At 72.2% G+C, this 11,813-nt stretch carries 9 protein-coding genes; 1 reads left to right on the top strand and 8 read right to left on the bottom strand.

The features are described 5' to 3' along the window. The first annotated feature begins 44 nt into the window (after positions 1 to 44). The gene (locus ACFQSB_RS27945; protein ID WP_380829881.1) at positions 45 to 1,178 is read left to right on the top strand and encodes a HupE/UreJ family protein; all 1,134 of its coding nucleotides are present in this window, start codon (positions 45 to 47) and stop codon (positions 1,176 to 1,178) included. 54 nt (positions 1,179 to 1,232) lie between these two features. Here the strand turns inward: ACFQSB_RS27945 and ACFQSB_RS27940 are convergent, their stop codons facing one another. From ACFQSB_RS27940 to ACFQSB_RS27905, 8 genes are all read right to left on the bottom strand, one after another. Further along, the gene (locus tag ACFQSB_RS27940; protein WP_380829880.1) at positions 1,233 to 1,847 is read right to left on the bottom strand and encodes a response regulator transcription factor; all 615 of its coding nucleotides are present in this window, start codon (positions 1,845 to 1,847) and stop codon (positions 1,233 to 1,235) included. A gap of 198 nt (positions 1,848 to 2,045) precedes the next feature. After that, the gene (locus ACFQSB_RS27935; RefSeq protein ID WP_380829879.1) at positions 2,046 to 4,682 is read right to left on the bottom strand and encodes a glycoside hydrolase family 3 protein; all 2,637 of its coding nucleotides are present in this window, start codon (positions 4,680 to 4,682) and stop codon (positions 2,046 to 2,048) included. After that, positions 4,679 to 5,422, bottom strand: coding sequence for a PIG-L deacetylase family protein (locus tag ACFQSB_RS27930; protein WP_380829878.1), 744 nt, complete (start codon positions 5,420 to 5,422; stop codon positions 4,679 to 4,681). The genes ACFQSB_RS27935 and ACFQSB_RS27930 overlap by 4 nt, the downstream gene beginning before the upstream one ends. Next, positions 5,412 to 6,434, bottom strand: coding sequence for a glycosyltransferase (locus tag ACFQSB_RS27925; protein ID WP_380829877.1), 1,023 nt, complete (start codon positions 6,432 to 6,434; stop codon positions 5,412 to 5,414). The genes ACFQSB_RS27930 and ACFQSB_RS27925 overlap by 11 nt, the downstream gene beginning before the upstream one ends. Next, positions 6,431 to 7,690, bottom strand: coding sequence for a sugar efflux transporter (locus ACFQSB_RS27920; RefSeq protein ID WP_380829875.1), 1,260 nt, complete (start codon positions 7,688 to 7,690; stop codon positions 6,431 to 6,433). Before ACFQSB_RS27920 ends, ACFQSB_RS27925 begins: the two co-directional genes overlap by 4 nt. Before the next feature lie 28 nt (positions 7,691 to 7,718). Further along, a complete protein-coding gene (locus tag ACFQSB_RS27915; RefSeq protein ID WP_380829874.1) occupies positions 7,719 to 9,317 on the bottom strand; it encodes a flavin-containing monooxygenase in 1,599 nt (532 codons plus the stop codon). A gap of 9 nt (positions 9,318 to 9,326) precedes the next feature. Continuing rightward, positions 9,327 to 10,487, bottom strand: a complete 1,161-nt coding sequence (locus ACFQSB_RS27910; protein WP_354835639.1) for a radical SAM protein — start codon at positions 10,485 to 10,487, stop codon at positions 9,327 to 9,329. Next, complete coding sequence (locus ACFQSB_RS27905) at positions 10,484 to 11,734, bottom strand: glycosyltransferase family 2 protein (protein WP_380829873.1); 1,251 nt, start codon at positions 11,732 to 11,734, stop codon at positions 10,484 to 10,486. Before ACFQSB_RS27905 ends, ACFQSB_RS27910 begins: the two co-directional genes overlap by 4 nt. Positions 11,735 to 11,813 lie beyond the last annotated feature (79 nt).

The following is an 11,813-nucleotide window of genomic DNA, read 5'->3' as shown; positions in this document are numbered from 1 at the left end:
GGTCCGGGGCGGCGTGCCCATCCCCGACACGGAAGGGACCGGACATGTCCCGCAGACGCCGGCTGACCGCCGTCGTCCTCACCGTCGCCCTCGGTGGGGTGCTCATGTGCCTGGCGCGTCCTGCCCCGGCGGTGGCGCACGACGCGACCACGACCGCCCACGCCGAGGTGACCGGCACGGGCACGGGCGTGCGGGTCGTGCTCGACCTCGAGTACGACCTGCTCATGAAGTCGGCCTGGCTCTACGCCGAGGCGTACGAGGCCAAGGAGCGGGCCGAGCGGCTCCGCCAGCTCGAGATCAACCGCGACGCGGTGACCGGCTATGTCACCCGCCGCTTCGCCGTCTCCTACGACGACAGACCGTGCACGCCCACGATGGTCGGCGACGCGGACATGCGGCTGCGCGGCGAGGTGGCGTTCGCCGTGCTCACCTACGCCTACACGTGCCCGGGGGGAGCGGGAGGGGTCCACGCGATCTCCAGCGCGCTGTTCCCCGACGCGGAGAGCTTCGTCCACAGCACCGAGACCATCGTCCGGTACGACCTGGACGGCAGGAAGGGCTCCGCGGTCCTGGTCGCCAAGAGCCCGACCCTGCGCATCGACCAGCGCCGGGCGGCGAAGCAGATCTGGGAGTTCGCCGTGCTCGGCGCCGAGCACCTGGCGTTCGGCCTCGACCACATCCTGTTCCTGCTCGCCCTGCTGATCGGCGCGCGCCGCCCGCGCGACGTCGTCGTCACGGCCTCCGCCTTCACCGCCGCCCACAGCATCACCTTCCTGCTGGCCGCGATGGGGATCGTGGCGGTGCCGGGCGCGATCGTCGAACCGGTCATCGCGGCGTCCATCACCGTGGTCGCGCTGGCCAACCTCTTTGGCCGCCGGGAGGACAGGCTGGGCAGATGGCGGCTGCCGGTCGTCTTCGCCTTCGGTCTGGTGCACGGGCTGGGCTTCGCCGGCAGCCTGGACATCCACGAGAGCGGGTCGTGGGAACTGCTGCTGTCGCTGCTGAGCTTCAACCTCGGCATCGAGGCGACCCAGCTCGCGATCATCGCGGTGGTCTTCCCGTTGCTGGCGCTGCTGCGCAGGACGTCCGTGGCCCGCTGGGCGCCGGTCGCCATGTCGGCCCCCATCGTGGCGGTCAGCCTCTACTGGTTCCTCGACCGCGTCGCCCTGTCAACCTGACCGGGCCCTTCGCGACCCGGCCGGCTCCGGCTCCCGTCCTCGCGGACCCGGAGCCTAGGGGACCCAGCCGGCCTCGGTGGCGATGCGGATGGCGTCGACGCGGTTGCGGGCGTTGAGCTTCATGACGATGGTCGTCAGGTAGTTGCGCACCGTGCCGGAGGACAGGTGGAGGCTGGCGGCGATCTCGGGGGCCTCGGCGCCCTTGGCGGCCATGCGCAGCACCTGCAGCTCGCGTTCCGACAGCGGGTTGTCGCCCACGTCCCAGGCGCTCAGGGCGAGCTGGGGGTCGATGACGCGCTTGCCGGCGGCCACGTTGCGCACCGCCTCCGCGAGCTGGTCGGCGGGGGCGTCCTTGAGCAGGAACCCCGACACCTGGGCGGCGAGCGCGCGGCGCACGGTGCCCGGCCGGCCGAGGCTGGTGAGGATGAGCGTGCGGCACGACGGCAGTTGCTGCCGCAGCAGCTCGGCCGCGGTCAGGCCGTCGACGGCCGGCAGGTCGATGTCGATGATCGCCACGTCGGGCCGATGCTCCATGGCGGCCGACACGATCGCGTCACCCCGGTCGAGCTGTGCCACGACGGTCAGATCGGGCTCGAGTTCGAGCAGGGCCACGAGCGCTCCACGCACCATGTGGACGTCCTCCGCCAGGAGGATCTTCAGGGTGCGCACCAACAGATCCCGCTTTCCGTAGGCACCCGCCGCTTCCCTTCGTTGATCTCCCGGACAACCCTATGTGCCCGGCCCCGGAAACGTAAGCGACGGTCCTGTTTGACTTCACCTTCGCACAAAGGTGAACGGCGGGAGTTCGGGAACTCCCGCCGTTCAGGTCAAGCGGCTGGTCAAAGCGGTCGAGCGACTGGAAATCGGTCAATCGGTCAGCCAGCGCACCTCGCCGATCGAAAGGAGCGTCCTGCCCTCGGTGTAGAGCATGAAGGGCACGTCCACGTGGCGCAGGTCCACGCCGGCGCGTTCGAGGTCGGTCAGAGGCACCTCCAGGGTGGTCCAGGTCCCCGCCGGCAGCGCGCGCAGGGACGGGGCGAGGTCCAGCCCGGGCTGGGCCGGGTAGTCGTCGTGACAGCCGAGGTACACCGGCAGGTCCGGGGCCTCGTCGACCCGCACGTCGAAGGCGATGCGCCCGCCGGCCTCGCGGTAGCCGCGCAGGTCCCGCGGCCGCTGCTCGGGGTCCTGCGCGTAGACGAAGGCCACGTACCCCATGAACCGCAGCGACACCGCGGACGTGCCGCCCGGCCCGGGGACGGGCTCGGCCCGCACCACCAGCGTCTCGGTGGGCCGGTCGAAGGAGATGTCCTCCCGCGACCAGGTGTTGTGCCCGCCGATGCGCAGCCGGTACGCCCCGCCCGCGCGGGCTCCGGCCACCTCCAGCGGCCCGGCGGCCGGGGGAGCGGGCGGCGGCGGGGGCTCCTGGTCCAGCGGCAGCTCGCCGGGGTCGGCGGCCGTGCCCGTGTCGCGCAGGGACAGTCCGAAGCCGTAGGGGAACAGCGGCTCGTGTTCGCCCTCGGGGGACAGCTCCTCCGCCGGCACCCGGTAGCCGGGGATGTGCGGCGGGACGCGGTTGACGCTCATCGACCGCTTCCTGCGCGGCCAGCTGAAGGTGAGCCGCCCCTGGAAGTCGTGGGCCGGCGCGCCGTCGGGCCCGGCGAACAGCACGTCGGTGATCCCCACTCCCTCGGTGCCGGGCAGCCAGGCCACCACGAACGCGTCGGACAGGTTGATCTCCTCGGTGACGTACAGCGGGCGCCCGGTGAACATGACCGTCACCACGCGCACCCCGGCCTCGCGGAGCCGGCGCAGCGTCGCCAGGTCGCGGGCGTAGGACTGCTTGAGCCTGGCGTACTCCAGCGTCCCCCACGGCTTGATCGTGCCGCGCATCTCGGCGTAGGAGTCCTCGCCGATCGCCACCACGGCCACGTCGAACGCGGCCGGGTCGGCGTGCTCCAGGTAGGGGTCCACCTGGCAGCGGTCCTCGCCGGTGACCGAGGCCACGGCCGCGGCGAGCGTCGTCGCGCCGGGCAGGTCCGACAGGGTCACCTCGTTGCCCTGCCAGCTCAGGGTCCAGCCGCCTGCCTGCTTCCTGATGTCGTCGGCTGCGCTGCCGGCGACCAGCACCCGCGACGCCGGGGACAGCGGCAGCGTGCCGCCCGCGTTCTTCAGCAGCACCAGCGACTTGCGCACCGCCTCGCGGGCGAGCGCGCGGTGGTCGTGGTGGCCGAGCACCGACGCCTCGCCCGCCAGCGACCGCTCACGCGGGCGCGGCTTGTCCCACAGCCCGGCCCGCATCTTGACGCGCAGCACCCGCCGCACCGCGTCGTCGACGCGCTCCATGGGGATGACGCCGGACAGGACCTGCTCGCGGGCGTTGCGCCACACCGACCGCCAGGCCTCCCGCCCGGCCACCATGAGCACGTCCAGCCCGGCGTTGATCGCGTACCCGGCGTCGCCGACGGTGCAGCCGGCCACCTCGGCGTGCGCGTCCCAGTCGCTGATCACGATGCCGTCGAAGCCCATCGCGCCCTTGAGGACGTCGGTCAGCAGGTACCGGCTGCCGCAGATCTTGTGGTTGTAGGCGACCGGGCGCCCGGGGGTGTGGTCGTAGTTGGCCGGTCCCGACCAGCCGCTGAAGGACGCCATGACCGCCTGCGCGCCGGCCTCGATGGCGGAGATGAACCCCATCGCGTGGATGTTGCGCAGCACGTCCTCCTCGCAGCGGGCCGTGCCCCGGTCGACGCCCTCGAAGGTGGCGCCGTCGGCGACCCAGTGCTTGATGGTGGAGATGACGTGCGCGTCGGTGGCCAGCCCGTCCGTGCCGCCCTGCAACCCGCTCACCATCTCGCGCGCGTAGGCGTACACGACCTCCGGGTCCTCGGAGTAGCCCTCGTAGTAGCGCCCCCAGCGGCGGTCCCTGGGAGTGGCGACGGTCGGGGCGAAGGTCCAGTCCATCCCGGTCGCGGCGATCTCGCGGGCGGTGGCCTCGCCGATCCTGCGCACCAGGCCGGGGTCGCGCGCGGCGCCCAGGCCGATGTTGTGCGGGAAGATCGTCGCCCCGTACACGTTGTTGTGGCCGTGCACCGCGTCGGTGGCCCACATGAACGGGACGCGGAAGGGACGCTCGGCGTACCCCTCCTCGACGGCCTCCCAGAACGCGTCGACGGTCTCGACCCACTCCTTGACGTCGGCGTGCCGGTTCCCGCCCGGCCAGATGCCGGCGCCGTTCAGCGCCGAGCCGATCTTGTACTCGCGGGCGTCCTCCAGAGTCAGCTCGGCCAGCTCGGGCTGGATCATCTGGCCGAGCTTCTCCTCCAGCGTCATCTGCGCCAGGATGCCCTCGACGCGCTCCTCGACCCGCGGGTCGGCCGCGAACGCCGAGGCCACGCGCGGCCACTCGGGGAAGTAGGGCGGCCCGGCCGCGGGCGCCCCGGCGCCGTCCCGCCCCGTCCCGCCGGCGGCGGCGTCCTCGGTGGTCCGGTTCTCCGGCTGGCCGGTCACGCGTCCTCCTCGGGCTCGTCGATCCAGAAGTCCTCGGTGCGCTTGGCGCGCAGGCGCGCGAGGAACGGCTCGGGCACCACGGTGCGGGTCTGCGCCGGGGAGAACAGCGTCACCTGGGTGCGGTGCTCCTCCAGCGCGTCCAGCTTGCGGGCCACCCACGGCGCGATGTCCACGCTCACCAGCCGCTCGGTGGGGGACGGCTCGCGCTCGGGCTCGGCGCGGTTGGCGAACGCGAACGCGGCCTCGGTGTCCTCGTCCCACACCACGTACTTGCGCAGCCGCGGCGACAGGCCGAGCCCGGCCAGGCAGCCGGCCACGCCCTCGCCGGTCAGCCGGTGGTCGGCGTTCAGCTCGCGCACGTCGTGCGGCAGGTACACCTCGGCCACGTCCCTGTGCCCGGCCAGCAGGCGCGTCACCTGGGCGCGGAAGGCGTCCATCGACGCGGCGAGCCGGGTGTCGGTGTGGCCCAGCCAGACCACGTTCTCGGCCGGCACGCCGAGCGCCTTGGCGGCCGACTCGGCCTCCTTGCGCCGGATGACCGCCAGTTCGGCGGGTGTGGGGTCGGAGTCGATGCCGAGGACGGCGCTGTGCGAGCGCGACCCGTCGGTGGAGAACACGATGAGGACGCGGGCGCCCGCGGCGGCCCTGGCCGCGATGACGCCGCCGCAGGCGATGACCTCGTCGTCGGGGTGCGGGGCGAAGACGATGACCGTCTCGCCCGCCGCCGGCTCAGCGCGCATGCTCCACCACCTTGGCCAGCGCCCGCTCGCGCGCGGCTCGCGCCCGCGCGGTGACGATCTCCGCCTGCTCCAGCAGGGGCAGCTTCGGGTGGACGGTACCCGCCGGCTCCGGCGCCGCCGCGCCGGCCAGGTACTCCTCGCAGGAGGGCAGGCCGCGCTCACGGACCAGGTCGTTGATCAGGAAGAAGTGGTTGCCGACGACCAGGCGCGTGATCGGGGTGTCGTGCTTCTGGGCGATGTACTCGTAGTTGCCGAGCGCGCCGCCGACGTTGGCGTCGTAGTCCTTCTCGTGCGGGTGGTGGATGGCCGCGGCCTCGCGGTTGAGCACGAACCTGGCGCCGCCGCGGTGCAGCCGGTAGCCGATCTCGACGTCCTCCCCGCCCCAGCGGCTGAACCACTCGTCGAACCCGCCGATCTCGCGCAGCAGATCGGTGGACGCCGAGACGTCGCAGGTCCAGTAGACGACCCAGGGGACCGGCTCGTCGGCGAAGTCGTCGCCGTAGATGGCGTAGAAGTCCTCGCGGATGTCCAGCCACTGCCCCTTGTCGCGCAGCATGGCGATGGTGGCGTCGGGGTCGTCGACGTCGATCACGCGCAGCATCTGCGCGCCGTCCTCGTTGCCCTCGTTGAAGCAGTAGACGTAGCCGACCACGGCCACCGGGCCCGGCCAGGCCGCGTGGCTGGCCAGGTGGGCCACAAGGCAGCCGGAGGCGAGCAGGACGCCGGAGTCGACGAAGACGCAGACCTCGCCCCGGGCGTTCGCGATGCCCACGTTGCGGGCCTTGGCCACCCGGTAGCCGCGGTCCTCCTGGTAGAAGTAGCGCACGTCGAGACGGTCCTTGAACGACTCCACCACGGCCGCGGTGTCGTCGCTCGACCCGTCGTCGACCACCAGCACCTCGAAGTCCGCAGGGGAGAGGGTCTGCCGTACGAGGGAGTTGAGGGTGTGGGCGAGCAGCTCGGCCCGGTTGTACGTCGGGATGATCACACTGCACGTGGGCGTGCTTTTCATGCTTTTCTCCTAAGGAGGACGGAGAGGAGCGCTCCGGCGGACAGGACGGCGCAGGCCCAGAAGACGTTGGTGAAGCCCACGTACTGGGCGACGATCCCGGCGACGACCCCGCCGAGGAAGATGCCCGCCTTGAACGCGCTGGAGTACAGGGAGGAGGCGACGCCGGGACGGTCGGGCATCGAGTCCTGCAGGATGGTCACCGGGATGCTGAGCGCGATGGCCGTCCAGATGGCGTTGGGCACCTGCAGCAGCAGCAGCGCCGGCTTGGAGGTCGCGAACGGCATGGCGGCGAAGAACAGGGTGGCGCAGACGGCGGCCGCCATGACCACCCGCCAGTGGCCGATGCGGTCCGCCTTCGCGCCGATGTACATGATCGCGGGAACCTCCAGCGCCGAGCCGAGCCCGAGGACCAGCCCGGTGAACCCCTCGTCCATGCCGAGGTCCTTGGTGATGTAGAGCGCGATGTCGAACTGGTACATGGCGTTGACGGCCAGCAGCAGCACGATCGTGACCAGCAGCGCCTTCACCTTCGGGGTCAGCCCCGCGAACGGGTTGCGCGTCCTGCGCTCCGGTTCCGCGGTCACGGCCGCCCCGCCGGAGCCGCCGGTCTCGGCGTCGGCGATGAGGGAGGCGGTGCTGTCCGCGTCCGGGGCGGGCCGCCGGTCGGTGTTGGGCAGCCCCACGAAGCAGATCACCCCGCCGATGGCGTAGAGCACGGCGGCGACCCCGTACAGCGTCTCGAACCCGCGGGTGGCGATCAGCGCGAACGCCAGCGGCGGGCCGGCGATCCAGGCCAGCGAGGTCACCGCCCGCAGCGCCGAGTTGAAGAACGTCACGCCGTGGCCGCGGGTCTCGGCCAGCTCGCGGGTGTAGGCGAACATCTGCGGGAAGGTGGCGCCGCCGAGCCCGAACATCACCGCGGAGGAGGCCAGCAGCAGCCAGTACTCGCGCATGAACAGGTAGCACAGCGCGCCCCCGGCCGCGAACATGGCGCACACGCCCAGCACGATCCTGCGGTTGCCGATGCGGTCCGACAGAACCCCGACCGACAGGTCGGTGGCGATCTCGGCGATCGCCCGCCCGGCGACGAACGCCCCGATCATCAGCGGCGTGGCGCCCACGGCGTCGGCCAGAAAGAGGCTGACGGTGGGGACCACCATCGCGCCCCCCACCCCGATGGCGGCGGTGGCGGCCGCGAGGCGGGTGACCGCGCCGTCCCTGAAGATGCGCAGGCCGCTGCTCTTCGTCGAATACACATCGTCTCCTTGGGGGGTGAGGGCGGGACTAGCCGGCGTCCGGCCCGGGACGCGCCCGCAGGGACGCCGTCCCCGCGGCGGGCGGTGGGGGATCGCCCTGCAGCCGCTGGCGGTAGGGCAGCCACGGGGCGACGCGGCGCGCCGGCGGCACCTCCAGCGCCCCGGCGTGCTCGGCCGCGCCGATCTGGCCGGACGCCAGCAGAGCGTCCAGCGCCGGCCGGGGCAGCCAGGCGAGGACCCGCAGCTTGAGGCCGGGAAGGTCGAACAGCTCGTCGCAGGGCGCCGGACGGTCGGCCTGCGCGCCCGGCCGCAGGTTCGCCGGGTCGACGACCCCCGACACCAGCCGCCAGTAGTCGGCGAACTGGGTGGCGGGGTCGGGCAGCGCGCCGCTGTCCAGGCCGATGCGGACGGTCTCCAGCCAGCAGTCGTAGTAGCGGCGCTCGTGCAGCGCGCCCATGTGGCGCTCGCACCAGGCGGCCATCTCCTCCCGGCCCGGCAGCTCGGCCTTGCCCGACAGCACGGCGAGCGCCCATCCGGCGATCGCCTCGAAGTACGGGCAGGCCGTGCCGAACGCGTCGGTGTCCACCGGGGTGTTGACCACCACCAGGGACGGGTCCCGGTACCAGAAGAAGTGCTCGTACAGCTCCCGGCGGTCGAAGCCCTCGACGAACCCGTAGTCGGGCATCTGGTACCCCAGGCACAGGATCACCGCGTCGTACCGGCCCCACGTCCCGTCCGCGAAGACGACGCGGCCGTCGGCGGCGAAGCGGTCGAACGCCGCGCGGGCCCCCACCTCGCCGCGGTGCACGTGCGGCACGATCTTCTCGTTGACGTGCACGGCGCCGTGGAATCCGGTCTCCGGCAGCAGACCCGTGTCCCGGTACATGGCCATGTACTCCGGCATCAGCCGCGACAGCCACGCCAGGTAGTCGTCGAAGGGCATCTCCTCCAGGGCGACCCGGCCGATGTAGGAGAACAGCATGTCGTTGGCCAGGCCGCCGCAGTCGCGGGGCAGGAACAGCGCCTTGCGGCGCACCGCCCAGTCGACCGCCGCCGCCTCGCCGACCAGCTCCGAGGCGATGTCGGCGCCGCTCACCCCGCCGCCGGCCACCAGCACGCGAAGGCCGCGGAAGGCGTCCGGGCGGCGGTAGTCCTTGGCGGTCAGCACGCGGACGCCGTGCGGCGCCTCGCCGGCGGCGGGCGGCACCCGGGGCCGCCACAGCTCGCCGTTGGCGACCATGACCGCGTCGAACCGGGCGGTGACCGGCACGCCACGGCACTCGGCCGTGACGTGCCAGTCGCCCTCGCCGCCGGCCACCCGGGTCACCTCGTGCCCGAACCGGATGACCGGCCACACCCCGAACCGTTCGGCGTATCCGCGCAGGTACGCGTGCACCTCGGGGACGGTCAGGAAGTCGCCGCCCTGCCGCGGGGCGAAGTCGGAGAACGGGAAGCCGGACCGCGAGGTCTGCATCCTTACGCCCTCGTAGGCGCCGAGCGACGCCGGATTCCAGATGCCTCCCACGTCGTCGTGCTTCTCGAACACCACGACGTCATGTCCCGCCTCCAGCGCCTGCTTGGCGCTGGTGAGGCCCGCGGGCCCCGCTCCGATCACCGCGATGCGCATTCCCGCCGCCTAGATGAAGGGGTCGAAGTCGTCGAGGAGCTCCACCGGCCGGCCACGGCCGGGCATCGCGGCGATCTCCAGGTTGGTCTGGTGCCGCGCGCAGTGGAACCGGCAGTCGGTGCTCGGGTCGACGACGGTGGTGTCCGCCTTGGCCCACAGCTCGGCGAAGGACGACTCGTTGATGTCGCCGAGCCTGGCCTTGTCGTTGCCCCGGTGGTAGGGGCAGACGAACACGCCGTTCGGCGTCACGGTCGTGCGCAGCTCGGCCACGTGGCAGGTGCGGTAGTCCTTGGGCTGCACCGGGTCCAGGTCGTGGCGCACCGTCTCCCAGTTGGAGGAGCCGAGCAGGTGGAACGAGCCGTCCTCCAGCTCGCGCAGCCGGGCGATCTGCTCCTCGACCAGGGCGACGTCGGCGGGCGTCTGGTTGACGGTGAAGTGGTCGTCGTCGAGCATCGCCTTCAGCTCGAAGTAGTCGCAGCCGAGGTCCTTGGCGAGCTTCCCGGCCGTGTAAACCTCGTGGTAGTTGGTGTCGACCACGGCGCCCGCGGCGTCGCGGCGCTGCATCAGCAGGAAGGAGTACCCGAGCGCGCCGCGCTTGCGCTCGGCCAGCGCCCGCAGGTTGTCCACGATGAGCGGGAAGACGCTGGTCTTGCGGCGGCTCGGCCGGAACTTGTCGTAGGTCTCCATCGTGCCGGCGTCCATCGACACCCGCACCCAGGACACCATCTCGGCGAGCTGGTCGATGTAGCGGGCGATGAGCGTGCCGTTGGTGACCAGGCCGACCTGGATGCCGGCCTCGTACAGGATCGTGATGATCGTCCCGATCGACCGGTGCATCAGCGGCTCGCCGCCGCCGATGAGGATCACCGCCTTGACGCTGGAGGCGGCCAGTTCGTGCGCCAGCTCGACGATGCGGTCGCGCGAGAGCTGGCCCTTATGCAGCACCCCGGCGCTGATGCACTCGGGGCAGGCCAGGTCGCACAGGGTGGTCGGGTCCAGGTCGACCACCAGGGGGGAGCCGAGCCTGCGCCCGTGCGCGACCTCCGCGGCGCTCGGGTACACCGACCGCTGGTACAGCTTGCCGGCCAGGTCGAGGTTGCGGTCGATCCGGTCGGTTCCCAGGGTCCGTTCGGACCTGCCGGCGGCCGACAGGTCGTGGATGAGGGTCATGCCGCCTCCACCGCCGTGGCGCGCTCCGCCGAGTCGCCGCGCTCGGCGCGCTCGGTGAACTCGTGGGCGAAGCGGTCGATGCGCCCGATGGGCTCCTCGGGCTTCCAGCTCAGCGGCGGGATGTGCGCGTTGGTCAGCTCGCCGTCCTCGCGCAGCGCCGACGCCGGGGGGTGGCGCAGGTGCAGCAGCGGGTCGTCGTAGCTGTCGTAGGCGTTGGCGAAGTCGAAGCGGTAGTTGAAGTCGATGTCCTCGCCGCCCCAGCCCTCGTACCGCTCGTCCATGCCGTCGATGCGGTGGAAGGCGCTGGTGCGCACCCACAGCGAGCAGCCCGGCCCGCGGCGCAGCGTGTAGCCGCGCAGCCGGTCCAGATCAGGCCGGCCGGCGCGGTCCCACAGCCGCTCCTTGATCGCCCTCTGGCTGGAGGGGGTGTCCAGGCAGAGCATGTTGCGGTAGGTGAGGTGGCCCATCGTGCCGGGCCGCTCGAACCGGGTCGCGTTGCGCTCGACGAACTCGCGGTCGGCGAGCACGTCGGCGTCCAGGATGGAGATGACCTCCGAGTGGCCGGGGGAGTGCACCACGCCGACGTTGACCACCCACGACTTGTTGAAGGTGCTCGCCTTGGGGGCGAACAGGTAGTTGTCGGCGTAGGGCTCGATGACGTCGCGCCAGCGCGGGAAGGAGTCGGACTCCACCACCGTGACCTGGTAGCGCTCGCGGGGGAAGGACTGGTCGCGCAGCGACTGCAGGCACGCCAGCAGGTTGCGCAGGCGGGCGCCGCCGGTGTCGCGGTCGCGGAAGGGCACGACGATGAGCACCTCGGGGTCGGCGCCGGCCGGCAGCCCGGGCCCCGGCGGCAGGGTGCGCAGCTCTTCGACGGTGACCACGCTCTCCTTGGCCGTGTAGGCGGCGCCCACATGGTGGCCCAGGCGGTTGTTGCACTCCGACTGCCACGCCAGGTCGAAGATGCGGTCGAGGCTCGGCCCCTGCGCCTCGGGCGCCTTCAGGGCCTCGCGCAGGGCGGCGTACCGGACGGCGTCGGACGGGTCGGCGATCAGGGCGCGTCCGAGCTCCCGGACGGCGGGGTCCTCGGCGTCGCGCACGGCCTCCACCACCGCTCCGGTGAACGGGCGCGCGCACTCCCAGTAGTAAAGGCCCGACTGGGGCGCGTCCGGGTCGAGGGCAACCGCGATGGAGTCCACGACGGCGGTGGCGAGAGTATCGAGATCCGACGGTCGCAAGGTGGGCATCGGAGCTCCTTCCGGTTAAGGGGGACATACGGGGGCGGCGCCGTTTGCCAAGACGAAGGTACGAAAGGCGGCGGTGCCG

Source organism: Sphaerisporangium rhizosphaerae (genome assembly GCF_042665155.1).
GTDB lineage: Bacteria > Actinomycetota > Actinomycetes > Streptosporangiales > Streptosporangiaceae > Sphaerisporangium > Sphaerisporangium rhizosphaerae.
Note: the sequence above shows the minus strand (reverse complement) of the source record. Positions and strands in the feature narration are given on the sequence as shown.

Coding starts and splice junctions, on each gene's coding strand:
- ACFQSB_RS27905 (WP_380829873.1), bottom strand. CDS start 11,734: ATGCCCACCTTGCGACCGTCGGATCTCGATACTCTCGCCACCGCCGTC.
- ACFQSB_RS27930 (WP_380829878.1), bottom strand. CDS start 5,422: ATGCGCGCTGAGCCGGCGGCGGGCGAGACGGTCATCGTCTTCGCCCCG.
- ACFQSB_RS27910 (WP_354835639.1), bottom strand. CDS start 10,487: ATGACCCTCATCCACGACCTGTCGGCCGCCGGCAGGTCCGAACGGACC.
- ACFQSB_RS27925 (WP_380829877.1), bottom strand. CDS start 6,434: ATGAAAAGCACGCCCACGTGCAGTGTGATCATCCCGACGTACAACCGG.
- ACFQSB_RS27945 (WP_380829881.1), top strand. CDS start 45: ATGTCCCGCAGACGCCGGCTGACCGCCGTCGTCCTCACCGTCGCCCTC.
- ACFQSB_RS27915 (WP_380829874.1), bottom strand. CDS start 9,317: ATGCGCATCGCGGTGATCGGAGCGGGGCCCGCGGGCCTCACCAGCGCC.